At 40.8% G+C, this 20,886-nt stretch carries 22 protein-coding genes and 1 tRNA gene; 21 read left to right on the plus strand and 2 right to left on the minus strand.

What is annotated here, in order from left to right:
- Positions 1–27 precede the first annotated feature (27 nt).
- Genes prmA through thiI form a run of 4 tightly spaced genes read left to right on the plus strand, consistent with a single transcriptional unit; the run spans position 28 to position 4,208 of the window.
- Complete coding sequence (gene prmA / locus C4S54_RS10725) at positions 28–1,065, plus strand: 50S ribosomal protein L11 methyltransferase (RefSeq protein WP_103869529.1); 1,038 nt, start codon at positions 28–30, stop codon at positions 1,063–1,065.
- Entirely contained in the window at positions 1,065–1,817 is a 753-nt protein-coding gene (locus C4S54_RS10730; RefSeq protein WP_103869530.1) for an RsmE family RNA methyltransferase, read from the plus strand. Before prmA ends, C4S54_RS10730 begins: the two co-directional genes overlap by 1 nt.
- A gap of 15 nt (positions 1,818–1,832) precedes the next feature.
- Complete coding sequence (locus C4S54_RS10735; RefSeq protein WP_103869531.1) at positions 1,833–2,990, plus strand: cysteine desulfurase family protein; 1,158 nt, start codon at positions 1,833–1,835, stop codon at positions 2,988–2,990.
- A 15-nt stretch (positions 2,991–3,005) separates the two neighbouring features.
- Positions 3,006–4,208 (plus strand): tRNA uracil 4-sulfurtransferase ThiI, encoded by a 1,203-nt coding sequence (gene thiI, locus C4S54_RS10740; protein WP_103869532.1) that lies wholly within the window; start codon positions 3,006–3,008, stop codon positions 4,206–4,208.
- A gap of 161 nt (positions 4,209–4,369) precedes the next feature.
- Here the strand turns inward: thiI and C4S54_RS10745 are convergent, their stop codons facing one another.
- Positions 4,370–4,600: an HPr family phosphocarrier protein gene (locus tag C4S54_RS10745; protein WP_022775464.1), complete on the minus strand. Its 231-nt coding sequence runs from the start codon at positions 4,598–4,600 to the stop codon at positions 4,370–4,372.
- Positions 4,601–4,692: 92 nt separating this feature from the next.
- On the opposite strand from C4S54_RS10745, the gene mtaB reads away from it, so the two are divergent.
- The 13 genes from mtaB to C4S54_RS10810 all read left to right on the plus strand — a co-directional run bounded on the left by mtaB (position 4,693) and on the right by C4S54_RS10810 (position 16,344).
- Entirely contained in the window at positions 4,693–6,045 is a 1,353-nt protein-coding gene (mtaB, locus tag C4S54_RS10750; RefSeq protein ID WP_103869533.1) for a tRNA (N(6)-L-threonylcarbamoyladenosine(37)-C(2))-methylthiotransferase MtaB, read from the plus strand.
- A 102-nt stretch (positions 6,046–6,147) separates the two neighbouring features.
- Positions 6,148–6,423, plus strand: coding sequence for an IreB family regulatory phosphoprotein (locus C4S54_RS10755; RefSeq protein ID WP_022775461.1), 276 nt, complete (start codon positions 6,148–6,150; stop codon positions 6,421–6,423).
- Positions 6,424–6,442: 19 nt separating this feature from the next.
- Positions 6,443–6,874 carry a Holliday junction resolvase RuvX gene (gene ruvX, locus C4S54_RS10760; protein ID WP_022775460.1) on the plus strand — a complete coding sequence of 144 codons (432 nt, stop codon included), beginning with the start codon at positions 6,443–6,445 and terminating at the stop codon, positions 6,872–6,874.
- 2 nt (positions 6,875–6,876) lie between these two features.
- The gene (locus tag C4S54_RS10765) at positions 6,877–7,140 is read left to right on the plus strand and encodes a DUF1292 domain-containing protein (RefSeq protein ID WP_022775458.1); all 264 of its coding nucleotides are present in this window, start codon (positions 6,877–6,879) and stop codon (positions 7,138–7,140) included.
- Between the two features lie 107 nt (positions 7,141–7,247).
- On the plus strand, positions 7,248–8,879 hold the full coding sequence (locus tag C4S54_RS10770) for a ribonuclease J (protein ID WP_051142995.1): 1,632 nt from the start codon (positions 7,248–7,250) through the stop codon (positions 8,877–8,879).
- Positions 8,880–8,904: 25 nt separating this feature from the next.
- Positions 8,905–9,369 carry an endolytic transglycosylase MltG gene (locus tag C4S54_RS10775; protein WP_160110750.1) on the plus strand — a complete coding sequence of 155 codons (465 nt, stop codon included), beginning with the start codon at positions 8,905–8,907 and terminating at the stop codon, positions 9,367–9,369.
- A complete protein-coding gene (locus C4S54_RS10780) occupies positions 9,362–10,003 on the plus strand; it encodes an O-methyltransferase (RefSeq protein ID WP_022775454.1) in 642 nt (213 codons plus the stop codon). The genes C4S54_RS10775 and C4S54_RS10780 overlap by 8 nt, the downstream gene beginning before the upstream one ends.
- Before the next feature lie 45 nt (positions 10,004–10,048).
- A complete protein-coding gene (locus tag C4S54_RS10785; protein ID WP_103869535.1) occupies positions 10,049–11,275 on the plus strand; it encodes a peptidase U32 family protein in 1,227 nt (408 codons plus the stop codon).
- Between the two features lie 129 nt (positions 11,276–11,404).
- Complete coding sequence (locus C4S54_RS10790; RefSeq protein ID WP_103869536.1) at positions 11,405–13,516, plus strand: glutamine synthetase III family protein; 2,112 nt, start codon at positions 11,405–11,407, stop codon at positions 13,514–13,516.
- 163 nt (positions 13,517–13,679) lie between these two features.
- Positions 13,680–13,752: transfer RNA gene (locus C4S54_RS10795), tRNA-Gln, on the plus strand.
- 76 nt (positions 13,753–13,828) lie between these two features.
- The gene (locus C4S54_RS10800; RefSeq protein WP_103869537.1) at positions 13,829–14,557 is read left to right on the plus strand and encodes an acyl-[acyl-carrier-protein] thioesterase; all 729 of its coding nucleotides are present in this window, start codon (positions 13,829–13,831) and stop codon (positions 14,555–14,557) included.
- A 23-nt stretch (positions 14,558–14,580) separates the two neighbouring features.
- Entirely contained in the window at positions 14,581–15,414 is an 834-nt protein-coding gene (locus tag C4S54_RS10805; protein ID WP_103869538.1) for a CvfB family protein, read from the plus strand.
- A gap of 12 nt (positions 15,415–15,426) precedes the next feature.
- On the plus strand, positions 15,427–16,344 hold the full coding sequence (locus C4S54_RS10810; RefSeq protein ID WP_103869539.1) for a CPBP family intramembrane glutamic endopeptidase: 918 nt from the start codon (positions 15,427–15,429) through the stop codon (positions 16,342–16,344).
- A gap of 73 nt (positions 16,345–16,417) precedes the next feature.
- Here the strand turns inward: C4S54_RS10810 and C4S54_RS10815 are convergent, their stop codons facing one another.
- Positions 16,418–16,606, minus strand: coding sequence for a YjfB family protein (locus C4S54_RS10815; protein ID WP_022775446.1), 189 nt, complete (start codon positions 16,604–16,606; stop codon positions 16,418–16,420).
- Positions 16,607–16,859: 253 nt separating this feature from the next.
- On the opposite strand from C4S54_RS10815, the gene C4S54_RS10820 reads away from it, so the two are divergent.
- The 4 genes from C4S54_RS10820 to C4S54_RS10835 are packed head-to-tail and all read left to right on the plus strand — an operon-like array spanning position 16,860 to position 20,865.
- A complete protein-coding gene (locus C4S54_RS10820; protein WP_103869540.1) occupies positions 16,860–17,942 on the plus strand; it encodes a PucR family transcriptional regulator in 1,083 nt (360 codons plus the stop codon).
- A gap of 49 nt (positions 17,943–17,991) precedes the next feature.
- A complete protein-coding gene (gene ftsE / locus C4S54_RS10825) occupies positions 17,992–18,732 on the plus strand; it encodes a cell division ATP-binding protein FtsE (protein ID WP_022775443.1) in 741 nt (246 codons plus the stop codon).
- Positions 18,722–19,618 carry a permease-like cell division protein FtsX gene (gene ftsX / locus C4S54_RS10830; protein WP_103869541.1) on the plus strand — a complete coding sequence of 299 codons (897 nt, stop codon included), beginning with the start codon at positions 18,722–18,724 and terminating at the stop codon, positions 19,616–19,618. The genes ftsE and ftsX overlap by 11 nt, the downstream gene beginning before the upstream one ends.
- A gap of 23 nt (positions 19,619–19,641) precedes the next feature.
- Positions 19,642–20,865, plus strand: coding sequence for a murein hydrolase activator EnvC family protein (locus C4S54_RS10835; RefSeq protein ID WP_103869542.1), 1,224 nt, complete (start codon positions 19,642–19,644; stop codon positions 20,863–20,865).
- The last annotated feature ends 21 nt before the right edge of the window (positions 20,866–20,886 follow it).

Genomic DNA, 20,886 nt, shown 5'->3' on the forward strand with positions numbered 1-20,886 from the left:
ATTTTGAATTTTTGTGGAGGTTTTTCTATGAAGTGGATGCGCTTTAGGGTTCGTACTAATGAAGAATCAGAAGATATAATTATAAGCTACTTAGAGGATATTGGACTTGAAGGGGCACAGATAGAAGATAATGCTCCACTTTCAGCTGCAGATAAGGAGCAGATGTTTATTGATGCTCCTGAACTTGAACCTGATGAGAAAGATAACGGAATCGAAGCAGGTGCAGCTTATCTTAATTTCTTTTTGGAAATAGATGATGACAATATGCTCACTGTTGAACTTCAGGATGAAAACGGTGAATACGTCAAAGTTAAGAAGACACCTGAAGAGATCGAGAGCCAGATCAAGGAGCAGCTCGATGAACTTAGAACTTTCTCTGATATTGGAGATGGAACAATTTCCATATCAGTTACAGAGGATATTGACTGGATCAATAACTGGAAGCAGTATTTCCATAAATTCTATATTGATGACGTTTTAGTTATTCCTTCCTGGGAAAAAGAGACTACAGAAGACGATGAGAAGGCTAGCATGGTGCTTCATATAGATCCTGGCACAGCTTTTGGTACCGGTATGCACGAGACAACTCAGCTGTGCATCCGCATGCTCAGAAAGTATGTTACTAAAGATACAGAACTTTTAGATGTAGGAACAGGAAGCGGAGTATTGTCCATCCTTGCCCTTATGTTCGGAGCAAAACATGCCGTTGGCACAGACCTTGATAAGTGTGCAGTTCCGGCAGTTAAAGAGAATATGGAAAATAATGGCATCGCTGAAGACAAGTTCGAGATGATGATCGGAAATATCATTGATGACAAGTCAGTTCAGGATGCTGTTGGATATGATAAATACGATATAGTTGTTGCAAACATTTTAGCCAATGTGCTTGTTCCCCTTACTCCTGTAATACTTGGCCAGTTAAAGAAGGGCGGAATATATATTACTTCAGGTATTATCAATACCAAGGAAGAAGAGGTAAAGAAGGCACATCTTGATGCGGGACTTGAGATACTTGAGATCCATCATCAGGGAGACTGGGTTTCAATTACTTCGAGGAAAAACTGATGTATCATTTTTTTGTGGAGAGTAATCAGATTACTCCTGATTATAAAAACGTTGAGATCACCGGAAGTGATTTTAACCATATAGCTAATGTTCTCAGAATGAAGGTTGGCGAGCAGTTTTCTGTCAGCATTCGAGGTGATGAGGACGGAAAAGAGATTTTTTACGAAATTGAGAGTATTAGCGACAGCAGCGTTATTGGAAAACTGTGCTTTATAGAAGAGGGTTCACAGGAACTTCCTTCAAAGATATATCTTTTTCAGGGACTTCCAAAAGTCGATAAGATGGAGCTCATAATTCAGAAAGCTGTTGAACTTGGCGCTTTTGAGATCGTTCCCATGGCCACAAAGAGATGCGTAGTAAAGCTTGATGAAAAGAAATCTCAGTCCAAGATAAAGAGATGGCAGGCTATAGCGGAAGCAGCTGCTAAACAGAGCAAAAGAGCCATCATTCCAAATGTTCACATGCCAATGACCATGAAAGAGGCAGTTCAGTACGCAAAAGATATGGATGTTAAGCTTATTCCATACGAGAATGCTGAGCATATGGACGAGACTAAAAAGCTCATAGAAGGAATAAAACCGGGAGAGAGCGTTGCTGTATTTATCGGGCCTGAAGGCGGCTTTTCTGAGGAAGAGATCGAGCTTTGCAGGGCGAGCGATATAAAGCCAATTACTTTGGGAAAAAGAATTCTCAGAACAGAAACAGCAGGATTTACTATCATATCCTGGTTAATGTATCATCTTGAAGGATAATAGGACATAAATAAAATGGAAGCATATTTAGATAATTCCGCAACCACAAGAGCTTACGATGAGGTGGCAGATCTGGTTGCAAAGATAATGAAAGAAGAATATGGAAATCCATCCAGTGTTCATCACATGGGAATGGTTTCCGGTGAGAGACTTTCACAGGCAAGAGAGACAATTGCCGCAAGTCTTAAGGTTGATCCGCAGGAAATAGTTTTTACTTCCGGTGGAACAGAGTCTGATAACCTGGCTCTTATAGGCGTGGCAAGAGCCAATAAATGGCGTGGTAATCACATCATTACAACCAAGATTGAGCATCCTGCCATACTTGAGACAATGGCTTTTCTTGAAAAAGAAGGCTTTGAAATAACATATCTTTCAGTAGACGAGACAGGAACTATTGATCTTGATGAGCTGAAAAATGCCATCAGAAAAGAGACAATACTTGTTTCAATCATGTTTGTTAACAACGAGATTGGAACACTTATGCCGATCCAGAAAGCCGGAGAGCTCATAAAGAGCGTCAATAAGGACACATACTTCCACGTGGATGCGGTTCAGGCTTATGGTAAAGTTCTTATCAGACCTAGAACTATGAACATAGATCTTTTGTCTGTAAGCGGACACAAGATCCATGGACCAAAGGGAGTCGGCTTTTTATACGTAAAGAAAGGAACAAAGATTGTTCCTATATGCTATGGAGGCGGACAGCAAAAGGGAATGAGATCGGGAACTGAGAATGTTCCGGGAATTGCAGGCCTTGCTCTTGCAGCTAAGAAATGTTACGAGGATTTTGATGCAAAGATAAAGAAGCTCTATGATCTGAAGCAGTACACTGTTGATTCACTTCTTGAGCGCATTCCTGATATTAAGATCAACGGACAAAAAGTAAGTGAAGGTGCACCACACATTATCAGTGTTTCTATAAAGGGACTTGCAGCAGAGACAGTGCTTAACATGCTCAGCAGCAAAAATATTTATGTATCTGCGGGAAGCGCCTGCACATCTAACAATCCACATGTGTCAGATACGCTCCAGGCAATAGGTCTTGAAAAAGATTTGCTTGAATCAACAATTCGTATTAGTATGTCATTTATGACTACCAAAGAAGAAATGGATTATTTTTTGGATACACTTTGTTCTCAGGTTTCTAACATGAGAAAGTTTTACAGGCATTAAAAGAAAGAGGTATTTATGCAGTATCATGCTTTTGTGATCAAGTACGCGGAAATTGGTGTTAAAGGTAAGAACAGATACGTTTTCGAGGAAGCTTTAGTTAAACAGATAAGAAGAGTTCTTTCAAAATGCGACGGTAAATTTAATGTTACCCGTGTTGCAGGAAGAATGTACATTGACGCTCAGGATTTTGACTTCAATGAAACAGTTGACAGCTTAAAGACTGTTTTTGGTATTACAGGAATCTGCCCTGCTGTATCTATTGCAAGAGACAGCGAGAATCATCTTCCTGATGTTGATGGCGTTGCTAAGGCAGTTATAGACTTCATTGACGGAGTTTACCCTGACAAAAACAAGACCTTCAAGGTAAAGGTTAGAAGAGTTGATAAGAGCTATCCTATGGATTCAATGGCTATGGCTGCAGAACTTGGAGCCAGAATTCTTGATGCCTATGAGGAGATGAAGGTAGATGTTCATGATCCTGAGATTCTTATAAATGTAGAGCTCAGAGAAAAACTCAACATTTACTCAGAGGTAATACCGGGACCTGGTGGAATGCCTATTGGAACTGCAGGTAAAGCAATGCTTCTTTTGTCCGGAGGAATTGATTCACCGGTTGCAGGCTACATGGTTGCTAAAAGAGGTGTTGAAATAGAGGCAGTTTATTTCAATGCGCCTCCATATACAAGTGAGAAGGCTAAGCAGAAGGTTGTTGATCTTGCAGGAGTTATTGCCAAGTACACAGGCAAGGTTAAGCTTCATGTTATCAACTTTACAGATATTCAGATGTACATTTATGAGAAGTGCCCTCACGAAGAACTCACTATCATCATGCGTAGATATATGATGAGAATAGCAGATATGCTTGCAGGAGAGTCTGGATGTATGGGACTTATCACAGGTGAGAGTATTGGCCAGGTAGCTTCACAGACAATGCAGAGCCTTATCTGCACAGGTGAAGTTGTAACAGATATCCCTGTTTACAGACCACTTATCGCTTTTGATAAACAGGACATTGTGGATATCTCCTATAAGATTGATGCATATGAGACTTCTATCCTTCCTTATGAGGACTGCTGCACTATCTTTGTTGCCAAGCACCCTGTAACAAAGCCAAGAGCTGATATCATCAGAAGACATGAAGAGCTTTTGAATGAAAAGATAGATGAACTTGTAAAAGTAGCCCTTGAGACTGATGAAGTTATTGTGGTAAGTAAGTGATCTTTGTTCAAGGAAGTTCTGTTCTCCGCTTCGCTTCGACAGAACGCGTTCGAATTAAGCTCGAAAATACCTCGCTAAATTCTCACAGCAAAAAGACCATCTTAAACCGAAGTTTAAGATGGTCTTGAATAAACTTTTTAAATAGATCTAATCTATAAAGATTAGATCATGTAAGGCTTCAATACTTCGAGAACCTCATCTGCGCCGTCTTCTGCATGGATATTAAGATCGATAGGCTTTGAAAGATCGAGTGAGAAAATACCCATAATAGACTTTGCATCGATAACGTATCTTCCTGAAACGAGGTCGAAGTCATAATCAAACTTCGTAATATCGTTTACGAAAGATTTTACCTTATCGATAGAATTTAAAGAAATTTTTACGGTCTTCATTGCGCAAATACCTCCTTCTTTTCTTTATAGTAAACGCAGTAACGGCAAAAGTCAATGACTTGACAAAAACAAAATTAGAAAGAAATTGTAATATGCAAAATAACGTTAACGGATTAAAGATTGCACTTCACAATCTTGGATGTAAAGTAAATAGCTATGAAATGGATGTGATGAGCCAGAAACTCAAGGAAAATGGCGCTGAGATCGTGCCTTTTGATGAGAAGGCAGATGTCTATATCATCAACACCTGCACGGTTACTAATATTGCAGACAGAAAGTCAAGGCAGATGCTTCACAGAGCCAAAAAAGAAAATCCTGAGGCTACTGTTGTTGCTGTCGGCTGCTATGTTGAGACAGGAATTGATGGCGTAAAAAAAGATGAGTGCATCGACCTGGCAGTTGGAAACAACAAAAAATCAGAGATTGTTGAGATTCTTAACGAATTCTTTGAAGCCAGGAATGATATAGATGACAAGACATTAAACGGTCATTCTGTCATTGATATTAATCATACTAATGAATATGAAGACATGACTCTTACACAGATGCCTGAGCATACAAGAGCTTATATTAAGATTCAGGATGGATGTAATCAGTTTTGCTCATATTGTGTGATCCCATATGCGAGAGGAAGAGTAAGAAGTCGTGAGGTGAAGGATATTCTTGCTGAGATCAAGGGCCTTGTGGCAGCAGGCTGTAAGGAGGTGGTTCTTACAGGTATCCACACCAGTTCATACGGCGTGGATTTTGGCCAGCCTCAGCTTATTGATCTTGTAGAGCAGATCGCTGATATTGCAGGCATAGAAAGAATCCGTTTAAGCTCCCTTGAGCCAAGGATCATCACAGAAGAAAATGCCAAGAGACTTGCAGCTATTCCTAAGCTCTGCCCACATTTCCATCTCTCGCTTCAGAGTGGCTGTGATTCAGTGCTTAAGCGCATGAACAGGCACTATACTGCTGCAGACTTTAAAGAAAGCGTAAGGATACTCAGGGAAGTATTTGATAGACCGGCAATTACAACTGATGTTATAGTTGGATTCCCTGGCGAAACTGAGGAAGAGTTTGAAGAGTGCAGGAAGTTTGTGACAGATATAGACTTCTATGAAATGCATGTATTTAAATACTCTCCGAGAAAAGGCACAGTAGCTGCAGGAATGAAGGAGCAGCTCACTGACAAAGAAAAGACTGCAAGAAGCGAAGTCCTTCTTCACTTGACAAGAAAGCAGGCAGAATGTTATCGTAACCTCTTTATCGGAGAAAAACTTCGTGTTCTTTGGGAAGATGAAGAAGAGATAAAGGGAAAGCGTTACATGATAGGTCATACTGACAGATATGTGCGCGTTGCGGTTCCGGAAAATCAGATAGACAAGTATGGAGCACATTCAGGGGAGATAACTACAGTTTCTCCTTCAGCCTTTATAAATGCGGATACATTGCTTATTTGATTTTGTTAGTGTAATATTAATACTGTATAAGTGTCTTATTATTCTTTTAAGACCTTTGCAAATATGAGGAATATCCTATTATTCCAGGAACGGAGAAAGTTTATGGCAGATCAGGATTTAGGAAACACCCAATTTTTTAAAGTAGAAGTTGAGCCTGAAACAGGGGTTAAGAAAGTTCTTTCTGTTGTTTATGATGCTCTCCTCGAAAAGGGATACAATCCGGTTAACCAGATTGTAGGATACATTATGTCTGGTGATCCTACCTACATTACCAGCCATAAGGGGGCAAGAAGTCTCATCATGAAGGTTGAGCGTGATGAGCTTGTTGAAGAGATGCTTACTGAGTATATCAAGAGTAATAACTGGGCAAGCAAATAATTTTTATTGGAAGTAACATATGCGAATTATGGGTCTTGACTACGGTTCCAAGACTGTTGGCGTAGCGCTCAGCGATGAGCTTTTATTGACTGCAGGTGCCAAGGAGATTATCCGTAGAAAAGAAGAAAACAAATTAAGAAGAACGCTAGCGCGCATTGAGGAGCTTATTGAGGAGTTTAAGGTGGAGAAAATAGTCCTTGGACTTCCGGTTAACATGGATCAGACTCCCTCTGTGCGCTCTGAGTTATGTCTTGAATTCAAAGACAAAATAGAGAGAAGATGCGGAATCCCTGTTATTATGTGGGATGAGAGACTTACGACTGTTGAGGCTGATGAGATAATGGATGAAGCCGGTATAAGAGGCCGTGAGCGCAAAGAGTACGTAGATATGATAGCAGCTCAGGTAATCCTTCAGGATTATCTGGATAACAGCAAAACAAATGGTGAATAATATTGGAAAAAATAATTTTTAGTCCCGATGGGGAAGAAGCAGTAGAGTTCTACTGCCTTGAACAGACAAGCCTTGGTGGAAAGACCTACCTGCTTGTGACAGATGAAGAAGATGGTGACGGAGAGGCGCTTATTTTACGCGACGACTCCGATATTAAAGATGAAGAAGCGGTTTATGTAATCGTGGACGACGATCTGGAACTGGATGCAGTTGCAGGTGTTTTTCGTAAGCTGCTTTCTGAGGATGGAATAGATCTTGATATCTAACGGGGAGCATAGTTGATAGCAGGTTCTATTTGTCCGCCAATATAAATGGAGGATTTAATTTGAGTAAAAAGAAAATTGAAAATGCGTCCAAGCTGCAGATCATCCCTATGGGTGGTCTCGAGCAGATTGGAATGAACATCACTGCCTTCAGGTATGAAGACAGTATTATTGTAGTGGATTGCGGTTTGTCTTTTCCTGATGATGACATGCTCGGAATCGACCTTGTAATACCTGATATTACATATTTGCAGGAAAATATCGACAAGGTAAAAGGATTTGTAATAACTCACGGACATGAGGACCACATTGGTGCGCTTCCTTATGTTTTGCATGAGCTTAACGTTCCAATCTATGCAACACGCCTTACAATGGGCATCATTGAGCATAAGCTTGAGGAACACGGTCTCCTTAAAAAGACCAGAAGAAAAGTTGTTAAATTTGGACAGTCAATAAATCTTGGGCAGTTCAGAGTTGAATTTATAAGAACTAACCATTCTATCGTTGACGCAGCTGCTCTTGCAATCTATTCACCTGCTGGAACCGTGGTTCATACAGGTGACTTCAAAGTTGACTATACACCTGTATTTGGAGATCCTATCGATCTTCAGAGATTTGCAGAGATTGGTAAAAAAGGCGTTTTGGCACTTATGTGCGATTCAACAAACGCTGAAAGACCTGGCTTTACCGCATCAGAAAAAACTGTAGGAAGAGCTCTTGATTCTCTTTTTGAGGAGCATGAGAATTCCAGAATTATAGTAGCTACTTTTGCTTCCAATGTTGACAGAGTTCAGCAGATCATAAATACTGCCCACAAATGCGGCAGAAAAGTTGTGGTTGAAGGCCGAAGCATGGTCAGCATAATTGATATTGCCCAGAAACTTGAATGCATCAAAATTCCTGAGAATACTCTTATTGAGATCGATCAGCTTAAAAACTATCCTGAAAACAAAACTGTTATCATTACTACAGGTAGCCAGGGTGAAAGTATGGCTGCTCTTAGCAGAATGGCCAGCAACCAGCACCGCAAGATAACAATCGGCAAGGGCGATACTGTTATTTTCTCATCTCACCCGATTCCAGGTAATGAGAAGGCAGTTACCAACATTATCAACGAACTTCAGATGAAGGGCGCAGATGTTATCTTCCAGGATGTTCATGTTTCAGGACACGCCTGCCAGGAAGACATTAAGCTTATTTATACACTTGTTAAGCCTAAATATGCTATTCCTGTTCATGGTGAGTACAGACATCTCATTGCTCAGAGCAACATTGCCAAGGATCTTGGAATTCCAAAGGAAAACGTATTTATCTTAACTTCCGGAGATGTGCTTGAACTTGATGAAAGCAGTGCCAAGGTAAAAGGAAAAGTTCCTGTTGGAGCTATTCTTGTTGACGGACTCGGTGTTGGAGACGTTGGAAACGTAGTTCTTAGAGACAGACAGCATCTTGCAGAAGACGGTATTGTCATCGTTGTATTTGGAATCGATCAGGAAAGCGGTCAGCTCACATCAGGCCCAAGCATTGTATCAAGAGGTTTTGTTTATGTCAGAGAGTCAGATAAGCTCATTGATGATGCTACAGACCTTGTATATGACGAGCTTATAAGTGCACTTGATAAAGGCATTTATGATTGGAATAAACTTAAAAATATTGTCAAAGATGTTTTAAGTGATTATATTTGGAAGAAGACAAAGAGAAGACCTATGATAATGCCAATTATCATGTCTACAAATGACTGATGCCTTTTAAAGGGGAATGCTTTTTATGAATGCTAAAAAGATGTTTTTAGGGCTGCTTGACACTGTTGTGAAAGTTGTTTTCATAATATTTGTTGCAATGCTCATTGTAAAATATGCAAAGGTTGCATATGACTACGGATATCACATTTTTAACCAGACAGCAGTTTCATCCGGAACAGGAAGAACTGTTTCAGTTACCATTAAAGATGGGGATACAGCAAAAGAAATAGGTGAAAAGCTTTTTGGAGTAGGACTTATAACAGATAAGACACTTTTCAGACTTCAGGAAATGTTTTCTGAGTATCATGGTATGGAAAAAGCAGGTACCTATGAACTTAGCACTACAATGACTCCCGAAGAGATGCTGGCTGTAATGTCCGGCGGAGAAAAGAGCGGTGAAACTTCAACAGAAGAAACATCTGGAGAGACATCTGAGGAAGAGACTTCAGAGGCAACAGAAGAGAATTCAGAGGATGTAAACGGTGGTTGAACAGGACAGGATAAAAGCATTTATCAATTCTTTGGATAGGGGAAATGAGCCCTATCTTGATGAACTTGAAATAATTGCCAAGCAGCAGGATGTACCTATCATTCGAAAAGATACCCAGGCCCTTCTGAAATTTTTAATGGTTCAGTCAAAGCCCTTAAATATTTTGGAAGTGGGAGCTGCTACCGGTTTCTCAGCTCTTTTGATGGCTGAGTACAGTAGCCCTGAGACGAAGATAACAACAATTGAGAAATACGAAAAGAGAATACCTGTTGCCAGAGAAAACTTTATAAAGTACGACAGAGATAATAAAATCACACTTTTGGAAGGTGATGCGACAGAAATATTAAAAGCTCTCCAACCAGGGTATGATTTTATTTTTATGGACGCGGCAAAAGGCCAGTATATAAACTTTTTACCTGACTGCCTGAGGATCCTTAATAAAGGAGGCCTATTGGTGTCAGACAACTGCCTTCAGGACGGAGATGTGATAGAGTCCAGATTTGCGGTTACCAGAAGGGACAGAACCATTCATGCACGAATGCGTGAGTACCTTTATGAACTAAAACACAATGATATGTTGAACACAGTTATACTTACAGTTGGAGATGGAATGACACTATCTGTAAAACTCTAAATAAAGAGCCAACTGTAAACCCAAGTTAGTTTAGGAGAAAGAATTATGAAGAAACCAGAACTGCTTATTCCGGCAAGTAGTCTTGAAGTATTAAAAACAGCCGTTATGTTTGGCGCAGATGCTGTATATATCGGTGGAGATGCATTTGGTCTTAGAGCTAAAGCTAAAAACTTCAGCCCTGAAGAGATGAAAGAGGGAATTGAATTTGCCCATGCCCATGGTGTAAAGGTTCATGTAACGGTTAATATCCTTGCGCACAACTATGACCTTGACGGTGTGGACAAGTACCTTCACGAGTTAAAAGAAATAGGACCTGATGCCCTTATCATCGCAGATCCCGGAATTTTCATGAAGGCCAGAAAGATCTGCCCTGAAATAGATATCCATGTATCTACACAGGCAAATAACACAAACTATGAAACATATAATTTCTGGCATGATCTTGGAGCAAAGAGAGTAGTTGCCGCAAGAGAGCTTTCACTTAGAGAGATAAAAGAGATAACAGACAAGATCCCTGAAGATCTGGAGATGGAGTGCTTTATCCACGGCGCTATGTGTATTTCCTATTCAGGCAGATGTCTTTTGTCTAATTATTTCACAGGAAGAGATGCCAACAAGGGTGCATGCACTCATCCATGCAGATGGAAATACGCTGTTGTCGAGGAAAAAAGACCCGGAGAGTACCTTCCAGTCTATGAAAATGAACGAGGAACATATATCTTTAACTCAAAAGATCTGTGCATGATAGAGCATATTCCTGAGCTGGTTGACGCCAGAGTTGACAGCTGCAAGATCGAAGGCCGTATGAAGACAGCCCTCTATGTTGCTACTGTTGCCAGAACCTATAGAAAAGCCATTGATGACTATTTTGAGTCAGAGGAAAAATACAGAGCGAACATGCCATGGTATCTTGATCAGATCTCAAGATGTACTTACAGGCAGTTCACCACAGGCTTCTATTTTGGAAAACCAAGTGATGAAGCTCAGATTTACGACAGCAACACTTATGTTAACGAGTACATCTATCTTGGAATCGTTAACGACGTTAATGATAAGGGACTTGCCCGCATCGAGCAGAGAAACAAGTTCTCTGTCGGTGATGAGATCGAGATAATGAAACCAGATGGAACTGATGTGAAAGCCACTGTAAAGGCTATGTACACAGAGGACGGAGAAAGTGTCGACTCATGTCCACACCCTCAGCAGATCATCGACCTTGAACTTTCTGAAATTCCATCCAAGTACGATATTCTAAGAATTGCTAACAACTAATTATACTTTCCTGCGAATGGCACCTATGGATTTAATGCCACTCGCAGGAAAGTATATTTTTTTGTAGCAAAAAAGGAAAGCATGTTGTAAGATATAGGGCAGAAAAATTTAACCAAAGGGGATGCATTGATGAGTGATAGGGTAAATGTTGAAGAAATCTTTGGTCAGAACGTCTTTACTCTCGCCAAAATGAGAGAGAGACTTCCAAAGAATGTTTACAAGGAAGTTGTTAGTGTGACAGAACACGGCGGTGAGCTTTCCAAGGAATCTGCTGATGTTGTTGCAAATGCCATGAAAGAGTGGGCTATGGAAAATGGCGCAACTCACTATACACACTGGTTCCAGCCTCTTACAGGAATAACTGCTGAAAAGCATGATTCTTTTGTGGGAAGCGCTGACAAGGATGGAAGGATGATCACATCATTCTCCGGAAAGGAACTTATAAAAGGAGAGCCTGACGCTTCTTCATTCCCATCTGGCGGTCTTCGTGCTACATTCGAGGCAAGAGGATATACAACATGGGATATCACTTCTCCAGCATTCTTAAAGGAGTCAGGTGCAGGCGTTACTCTTTGCATACCTACTGCATTCTGCTCATATACAGGTGAGGCGCTTGATAAAAAGACTCCACTTCTTAGATCAATGGAGGCTATTAACAAGCAGGCCCTCAGAATCGTAAAGTTATTCGGAAATGATACAGCTACTAAGGTCAATGTTTCAGTAGGACCGGAACAGGAATACTTCCTTGTTGACTGGGATAAGTCAATGAAACGTGAAGACCTTATCTTTACAGGAAGAACCCTCTTTGGAGCTCAGCCACCAAAGGGACAGGAAATGGAAGACCATTACTTTGGTGTTATCAGAGAAAGAGTCGGTGAGTACATGAAGGACCTCAACGAAGAACTCTGGAAACTCGGCGTGCCTGATAAGACACAGCACAACGAGGTTGCACCTGGCCAGCATGAACTTGCACCTATCTATGAGACTGCCAATATCGCAGTAGACCACAATCAGATCATCATGGAGACAATGAAGCGTGTAGCAGAGCATCACCATATGAGATGTCTTTTGCACGAGAAGCCATTTGCAGGAGTAAATGGATCAGGTAAACACGACAACTGGTCACTTTGCACTGATGATGGAATTAACCTTCTTGATCCGGGCGATACACCAAATAAAAACATTCAGTTCCTCTTTGTTTTAGCCTGCGTACTTAAAGCTGTTGATAAACATTCTGATCTTTTGAGACAGAGTGCATCAGACGTTGGTAACGACCACAGACTTGGTGCCAACGAGGCTCCTCCGGCTATTATTTCAGTATTCCTTGGTGAGCAGCTTGAGGACGTTGTAAGACAGCTTATCGAGACTGGTGAAGCTAAGTCCAGTAAGCGTGGTGGAAAGCTTAAGACAGGTGTTTCCACACTTCCTCAGTTTGAGAAAGATGCCACAGACAGAAACCGTACATCACCATTTGCATTTACAGGAAATAAATTCGAGTTCAGAATGGTTGGCTCATCAGATTCAATGGCCAGCTCAAATACTACACTTAATACAATTGTTGCTGAAGCTTTCTGTGAAGCAGCAGACAGACTTGAAAAAGCTAAGAATTTCGACACAGAAGTTCATGACATCATTAAAGAGTACCTTACAGAGCATCAGCGCATTATCTTCAATGGCGACGGATACTCAGATGCATGGGTAAAAGAAGCTAAGAGAAGAGGACTTCCTAACATTGCCTCTACTATTGAAGCTGCTGATACACTTACTACAAAGAAAGCTATTGAGCTCTTTGAGAAGTTCGGTGTTTATACAAAGACAGAGCTTGAGTCAAGAAAAGAGATCATCTTCGAGACTTATGCAAAGACAATCAACATTGAGGCCCTTACAATGATCGATATGGCTTCAAAGCAGATCATTCCTGCAGTTATGAAGTACGCAGGAAGACTTGCCAGAGATGTCAATGAGATCAAAAATGCAGGAGTAGATGCAAAGCCGCAGATGGATGAGCTCAAAGAGATCCAGGACAATCTTTCAAAGATGAAGAAAGCCCTTGATAAGCTCAAGATCTATGAAGGAAAAGCTGCTGCAATTTCAGATCAGAGAGAACTTGCATTCTTCTATAAGGATGAGGTCAGACCTATCATGGATGCACTCAGAGCACCTGCTGATGCCCTTGAAATGCTTGTTGATAAAAACGACTGGCCATTCCCAACATACGCAGATCTCCTTTTTGAGGGATGATTTAGGCTGCTATAAAGTAGTCAGCGCTGCGTGAGAAAATGATTTAGGTCTCGTGAAACCTAGATAAAATAAGTGATTGTGAGGTTCCAAGAAAAAATTTAAAATTTTTTTAAAAAAGTACTTGCTTTTTTATGGAACCTCACGTATAATCATTTCTTGTCGATGGGCTATCGCCAAGCGGTAAGGCAACGGACTCTGACTCCGTCATTACGTAGGTTCGAATCCTACTAGCCCAGTTTACATAGTGAAGCGAGATTGGCAACAATCTCGCTTTTTTTGTATCATCAGATTTTGTTTTTGCGGAGGTGTCCCATGTATACCTTTAATTCCAGGATCAGATACAGTGAAGTTGATAGTGAAGGAATTCTTACACTGGAATCTCTTATTGATTATTTTCAGGATTGTTCGACATTTCAGACTCAGGATGGGCCGGCTACAATGGAATACCTTATGAGCCTTAACCTTGCATGGGTTCTTAACTCCTGGCAGATCGAGATAAAAAGATATCCAAAGCTCTGTGAAGAAGTTGTTATAGGAACGCTTCCCTATGAGCTTAAGGGTGCCCTTGGTCTTAGAAATTTCTTTATGGATACAAGGGATGGTGAGAGGCTTGCTGTAGCAAACTCTGTATGGACTCTTTTTAACTTTGAAAAGAGCATTCCTGCAAGGGTGACACCGGTGATAGTTGATGCATATCCACTTGGTGAAAAGCTCGAGATGAACTATGGCGACAGGAAGATCAAAATGCCTGAAACGGGCCAGATCCACTCCTGTGAGGATATTGTTGTAAGAAGGCACAACCTCGATACAAATAACCATGTAAATAATGGCCAGTATGTAAGGATGGCCATGGACCTTGTTAAGGACAAAGCAGGGAAGATCACTTCCATGAGGGCTGAATACAAAAGGCAGGCCCATCTGGGTGATATTTTAAAACCTGTTGTCATAGAAAATAAAACCAGTGATAATAGTATATATACTGTTAGTCTGAATAATACAGACGGCCAGGCAGTATGTGTAGTGGAACTAATTGTTAAGTAATCGTACGATAGGACGGAGGACACATGATCAGATTAGGAGAAAAACAGACACTTGTAGTTATCAAGAAGGTAGACTTTGGAGTTTATCTTGCAGAAGAAATGGGAAGCGAAGAGAAAGTTCTTTTGCCCGGAAAACAGGTACCTGCAGGAACAGATATCGGTTCTGAGATCGAGGTATTCATCTACAAGGATTCTGATGACAGACCAATAGCAACTACCAATGAGCCCAAGATAATGCTTGGCGATGTCAGGAGGCTTAAGGTAAAAGATACAGGCAGGATCGGAGCATTTATGGACTGGGGCCTTGAAAAGGATGTTCTTTTACCATTTAAGGAACAGACAACCAAGGTTAAAAAAGGCGACGATGTGCTCTGCGCTCTTTATATCGATAAGAGCTCAAGACTCTGCGTAACCATGAATGTTTACAGATATCTTCTGAATGAGAGCCCATACGGCAAGGATGACAAGGTTCAGGGCACTGTATACGAGCTCAGCGATAACTTTGGAGCTTTTGTAGCTGTTGATGACATATATTCAGCTCTGATCCCTAAAAAAGAGCTCTATGGAAATGTGAAGATCGGAGACAGCGTATCAGCAAGAGTTACATCCGTAAAGGAAGACGGAAGGCTTAACTTAAGCCTTAGAGAAAAGGCATATCTTCAGATGGATACAGATGCAGAGAAGATTTATGCCATGATAGAGGCAGCAGGCGGAAGAATTCCTTTTACTGACAAGGCTTCACCTGAACTTATCCGCGAAAAGACAAACATGAGTAAGAACGAGTTCAAAAGAGCTGTAGGACGTCTTTTGAAGGAAGAGAAAATAACTATAAAGGAAGATTCAATAGTTATCAGGTAAGGAGATAAGGACGTGAATTATAAGAGAGCCAACAGGTCTTTTCTGTATATGATACTGGCGACACTGGCATTTACACTGCTTATGAGCTATTGGATCATACTTACAGGAAGCAGCCTTTCAATATTTACCAATAATGCTCTTTCAGAGCTGGTGGTGCTGATACCTGCCCTTGCAGCTATTCTCTACAGCGGCGAAAAGATAACAGAGGCAATACCTTTTAAGAAAATAAAGATATCCACACTGTTTATGATAGCGATTTATGTTATTACACTGTTTCCACTGGTGTCTTTTGTAAATTCAGTATCGATGCTTTTTGTGGAAAACATGGTGAGCTCTATCAGCGATGAAGTCCTTGCCATGCCAATGTGGACAATGCTTTTGTCAATCGGCATTGCGGGCCCCTTTGTGGAAGAGTTTGTCTTCAGAGGCTATATTCTTCAGAGCTATCAGAGAACGGGCCGCATAATTGGTTCAATCGTTCTGTCATCTATTCTTTTTGGAATGATGCACTTGAATTTTAACCAGTTTGCATACGGGACTGTAATGGGAATAATGTTCTGCCTTCTTGTTGAGGCAACAGGCAGCATTTGGTCGTCATTTTTTGCCCATGCCCTGTTTAATTCCATTGAAGTTATCTACATGTATGCCGTACCTGACGTGGTGAGTGAGGCGGACGAAGTGCTTGCGGATTACGGTTTTGGTAATGAGAGCACTTACCTGATGATAGGCATTTACTTTGTTCTGGCTGTAATATTCACTGCCATAGCTCTGTGCGTTGTCTATAAGATCGCTGATATGGAAAACAGAAAAGATTTTGTGGATAGCATACACATGTATCCAAGACAGGGCTATAAACTTATAACCATACCGCTTATCATTGCTATGGTAATAGCAGTGGCGTGGATGATATTTGTTGCGGCTTTTCTGTAATCAATAAGGTAAAAGAAAATGAAACACCCTTGGCTGTCTGAATAGCCAAGGGCGTTTTTTTGATAGCTCGCTGTCAGATGCGGATGTCGATGTTTCCGCCAATATCAGGATTAACTGACAACTCTGATACAGCATCAATGCCTGCAACCAAAGAGCTGCCTGTGTCCTCCATGACATCAAGGCTTTTTGAAAGCATGGCGACTCCCACATCGGTCAGAATCTTGTTCTGAGAAAGAGCCATCGATAAAGCAGGAATATCCATAGGCACCTCCTGTGCGACTGCGCTCCGAAAGTACTCCGAAGGCGCAACATACTTTATCCTATCGTTTGTATCGGCACTTTAACGTAAATTGTTAATACCAAAAACCCTGGGGCGTTTTTGTAAGTTTTGACTATGAAAATAAAAAAATATACAAAAAAGGACTATTAATCGGTGGATTTTTTTGTACATTTATATTAAAATGCTAATGTATATAATTCAGTAGAGCAGAAAAGCTCTTCAGAAAGAGTGTGAAATGATTTCTAATCAAATTCTTCAGAATACCATTGATGGACTAAAAAACATAGCACATGTAGATCTTTTTGTGCTTGATATTGATGGCAAGGAGGTAGCTTCCACAAGCAGTGATGTTGTTAATGTTTCATCTGCAGCAAGGGATTTTGTGGAGTCTCCGGCTGATTCTCAGGAAATCCAGGGATATCAGTTCTTTAAAATATACGATGAGCAGAGTCTTGAGTATATTCTTATCTGCACAGGAAGCGGTGAGAATATCTATATGCTTGGCAAGATGATCGCATATCAGATTCAGACACTTCTTGTAGCTTACAAGGAAAGATTCGACAAGGATAACTTTATCAAGAACCTTCTTCTTGATAACCTTCTTCTGGTTGATATTTATAGCAGAGCCAAAAAGCTTCATATCCAGACTGATGCCAAGAGAGTTGCCATGATCATCGAATCGATCAATGGCAGGGACAATAATGCCCTTGAGATCGCAAGGACTCACTTTGGTACAGGTACTGACTTTGTAACAGAGGTTGATGAGGACAATATCATCATCGTTAAGGATGTTACAGATATCAATAAGCCCGGAGAGATTGCAAAGGCAGCAGAAGAGATGCAGGCAGGTCTTGAAAAAGAGGGTCTTTCAGGCGTAAGGATTGCTTACGGTACAGTAGTAGGCGAGATCAAGGAAGTCAGCAGATCCTATAAGGAAGCCAAGATGGCACTTGATGTAGGCAAGATATTCTTTGATGAGAGAAAGGTTATCTGCTACAGCGAGCTTGGTATCGGAAGACTTATATATCAGCTTCCTATTCCTCTTTGCAAGATGTTCATTAAGGAGATCTTTGGTGGCAAGAACCCTGACGATTTCGATCAGGAGACACTTACAACAATTGATAAATTCTTTGAGAACAGCCTCAATGTTTCCGAGACATCAAGACAGCTCTTTATCCACAGAAATACTCTTGTGTACAGGCTTGATAAGCTTCAGAAGAGCACAGGGTTAGATTTGCGAGTTTTTGACGATGCTATCACTTTTAAAATTGCACTTATGGTTGTAAGATACATGAAGTACATGGAAAAGTTCACTTGATCCTAGATGTGAATTTTTGATCTAAAAAGTTTTGTTTCAGGAGATATTTATGGAAAAAGGATATAGAAGAAAAAGGGGCACCAGGCAGATACCCGATGATGAGGTAATAACCCTTGAGAATGTTACCAAGTCATATTCCACAGGCGCACCTGCTTTAAATGGCGTCACACTTCACATCAAAAAGGGAGAGTTTGTTTTCATCGTTGGAGACAGCGGTTCAGGTAAGTCTACACTTATCAAGCTCCTTTTAAGAGAGCTGGTACCAACAGACGGTGAGATAACAGTTCTTGGCTATAATTTGAGAAAGATTAAGCACAGCAAGATTCCTAAGTTCAGACGTAATCTTGGCATTGTATTCCAGGATTTCAGACTTTTAAAAGACAGAAATGTATACGAGAACGTTGCTTTTGCTCAGAGAATTGTTCAGACACCTACAAGAGAGATCAAAAGAAATGTTCCATCAATTCTTGCAACTGTTAACCTTGCAGGAAAATACAAAAATAAAATAAATCAGCTGTCAGGTGGTGAGCAGCAGAGAGTTGCGCTTGCAAGAGCTCTTGTTAATAAGCCCACAATTCTTTTGGCAGATGAGCCTACCGGAAACCTTGATCCTAACAATTCATGGGAAATCATGAAACTCATGGAACAGATCAATGAAAATGGCACAACAGTTATCGTGGTCACACATAACAGAGAAATCGTCAACGCCATGAAAAAGCGAGTTATAACCATGAAAAAAGGCGTCATTATAGAAGACGAGGAAGAGGGTATGTACATCGATGAGGATTAGTAGTTTCTTTTACACCATCGGACAGGGTTTTAAAAATTTAGGCAGAAACAAGTGGTATACGCTTGCTTCTATTGCGACCATCAGTGCCTGCCTGTTTTTGTTCGGACTTTTTTATTCTATAATCACTAACTTTGAAAATGTAGTAAAGACAGCCGAGGAAGGCGTTTCTGTAACTGTTTTCTTTAACGAGGGAACAACAGAGGAGCAGATCCTTGCAGTAAAGACTGATCTTGAAAAGAGACCTGAAGTTAGGGAAATTGTTTATGTATCTGCAGATGATGCCTGGGAAGAGTTTAAAGAGGACTACCTTGGCGAATACGCAGACGGATTTACAGAGAATCCTCTGGCAGATTCAGCAAACCTTCAGATATACCTTAATGATGTATCTTTGCAGGGAGCGCTTGTAACTTATATCGAGTCTATCGACGTGGTAAGAGAGGTTAACCGCTCTGAAGTTACAGCCAATACCTTAAGTGGCTTGAATGTGCTGATCGCATATATTTCAGCAGGTATTATCATCATTCTGCTTTTGGTATCAATATTCCTTATCAGCAATACAGTTACCATGGGTATCGCAGTTAGAAAAGATGAGATCAATATCATGAAGTACATTGGTGCAACAGACTTCTTCGTAAGAGCACCATTCGTGGTAGAAGGTATCATCATCGGAATCATTGGTTCAATAATTCCACTTGTTATTATATATTTTGTTTACACCAATGCTATCACATACATAGCATCAAGATTTACTATGCTTTCAACATTGCTTAACTTCCTTCCTGTGCAGGTGGTATACAACAAGCTTGTACCAATCGCACTGGCCATCGGAATTGGTATTGGCTTCTTTGGTAGTTTCACAACTGTTAGAAAACACCTACATGTATAATACAAGAAGGACATCCTTTTACATTGAGTTTATTGAATAAAGCTTACAAAAACAGAATAGTTAAAGGGTTAATATGTGCAGCTACAGCAATTGCTATATTTGCAGGTAGCTGCATATCTTCGTATGCAGAAGTAACTGAGGAGAGTATCAAGGCCAAGGAAAATCAGATCAGTGAGGCCAAAAAAGAGCGTGATTCACTTAGTACAGCCAAGACCAATCTTGAGAAGATAAAAAAAGAGCTGGAAAAGAGCAAATCCGATCTTAATGCCTATATTACTGAGCTTGATGCATCACTAACTGATATTCAGACCAAGATTGATGCGCTTACTGACCAGATCACTGAGAAGGAAGCTGAGATAGAAGAGACCACGAGAGAGCTTGAGGAAGCTGAGAGGATTCAGCAGGAACAGTATGAAGCCATGAAAAAGCGTATCAAGTTCATGTACGAGCGTGGCGACACTATGTACATGGAGCTTTTGGTTGAATCCGGAAGCTTTGGAGATATGCTCAACAAGGCCGAGTATATTGAGATGCTCTCATCCTATGACAGGAAAAAATTAAACGAGTATATCGCTACAACTCAGCTTATTACTGTCACAAAACAGGCCCTTGAAGAAGAAAAGGCTACACTTGATCTTGCGATGGAGGAAAAAGAGCAGGAGGAAGCAAATCTCCAGTCCCTTCTTTCCACAAAAAGCAGTGAGCTTTCCGCAGTTAAGGCTGATATTTCCAATAAAGAAGCGGCGATTGCAGAATATGAGGCCGAGATCAAGGCTGAGAACGCAACAATTGCAGCTCTGGAAAAAGAAGTTGCTGCAGATAAAGCAGCTCTTTACAGCAGATATATGTATGACGGTGGTGTATTTACATGGCCATGTCCAAGCTATACCAGAATTTCTGATGATTTTGGTATGAGAATGCACCCGACTCTTGGGGTAGAAAAAATGCACAACGGTATAGACCTTGCTGCACCGGCAGGATCAGCAATACTTGCTGCTTACAACGGAACAGTGGTAGCTGCTGATTACAATTCCTCCATGGGTAATTACATCATGATAAACCATGGTGGCGGCCTATATACCATTTATATGCATTGTTCGAAGTTGTATGTCTCGAAAGGTACGGATGTTACTGCGGGAACCAAAATTGCAGCAGTAGGATCCACCGGAAGATCAACAGGTAATCATTTGCATTTTGGTGTTCGATTAAATGGAGCTTACGTCAGTCCTTGGAATTACCTGAAATAAAAGTCTCCCGGGGATAGGAGA

This window comes from Butyrivibrio sp. Su6 (assembly GCF_900108105.1).
In the GTDB taxonomy this organism is placed as follows: domain Bacteria; phylum Bacillota; class Clostridia; order Lachnospirales; family Lachnospiraceae; genus Butyrivibrio.

Excerpts from the sequence above, each read along its gene's own strand:
- C4S54_RS10785 (WP_103869535.1), top strand. The coding sequence starts at position 10,049 with ATGAAGAAACCAGAACTGCTTATTCCGGCAAGTAGTCTTGAAGTATTA.
- C4S54_RS10805 (WP_103869538.1), top strand. The coding sequence starts at position 14,581 with ATGATCAGATTAGGAGAAAAACAGACACTTGTAGTTATCAAGAAGGTA.
- mtaB (WP_103869533.1), top strand. The coding sequence starts at position 4,693 with ATGCAAAATAACGTTAACGGATTAAAGATTGCACTTCACAATCTTGGA.
- C4S54_RS10815 (WP_022775446.1), bottom strand. The coding sequence starts at position 16,606 with ATGGATATTCCTGCTTTATCGATGGCTCTTTCTCAGAACAAGATTCTG.
- C4S54_RS10775 (WP_160110750.1), top strand. The coding sequence starts at position 8,905 with ATGAATGCTAAAAAGATGTTTTTAGGGCTGCTTGACACTGTTGTGAAA.
- C4S54_RS10770 (WP_051142995.1), top strand. The coding sequence starts at position 7,248 with ATGGGTGGTCTCGAGCAGATTGGAATGAACATCACTGCCTTCAGGTAT.
- ruvX (WP_022775460.1), top strand. The coding sequence starts at position 6,443 with ATGCGAATTATGGGTCTTGACTACGGTTCCAAGACTGTTGGCGTAGCG.
- ftsX (WP_103869541.1), top strand. The coding sequence starts at position 18,722 with ATGAGGATTAGTAGTTTCTTTTACACCATCGGACAGGGTTTTAAAAAT.
- prmA (WP_103869529.1), top strand. The coding sequence starts at position 28 with ATGAAGTGGATGCGCTTTAGGGTTCGTACTAATGAAGAATCAGAAGAT.
- ftsE (WP_022775443.1), top strand. The coding sequence starts at position 17,992 with ATGGAAAAAGGATATAGAAGAAAAAGGGGCACCAGGCAGATACCCGAT.
- C4S54_RS10730 (WP_103869530.1), top strand. The coding sequence starts at position 1,065 with ATGTATCATTTTTTTGTGGAGAGTAATCAGATTACTCCTGATTATAAA.
- C4S54_RS10745 (WP_022775464.1), bottom strand. The coding sequence starts at position 4,600 with ATGAAGACCGTAAAAATTTCTTTAAATTCTATCGATAAGGTAAAATCT.
- C4S54_RS10820 (WP_103869540.1), top strand. The coding sequence starts at position 16,860 with ATGATTTCTAATCAAATTCTTCAGAATACCATTGATGGACTAAAAAAC.
- C4S54_RS10800 (WP_103869537.1), top strand. The coding sequence starts at position 13,829 with ATGTATACCTTTAATTCCAGGATCAGATACAGTGAAGTTGATAGTGAA.
- C4S54_RS10735 (WP_103869531.1), top strand. The coding sequence starts at position 1,833 with ATGGAAGCATATTTAGATAATTCCGCAACCACAAGAGCTTACGATGAG.
- C4S54_RS10755 (WP_022775461.1), top strand. The coding sequence starts at position 6,148 with ATGGCAGATCAGGATTTAGGAAACACCCAATTTTTTAAAGTAGAAGTT.
- C4S54_RS10790 (WP_103869536.1), top strand. The coding sequence starts at position 11,405 with ATGAGTGATAGGGTAAATGTTGAAGAAATCTTTGGTCAGAACGTCTTT.
- thiI (WP_103869532.1), top strand. The coding sequence starts at position 3,006 with ATGCAGTATCATGCTTTTGTGATCAAGTACGCGGAAATTGGTGTTAAA.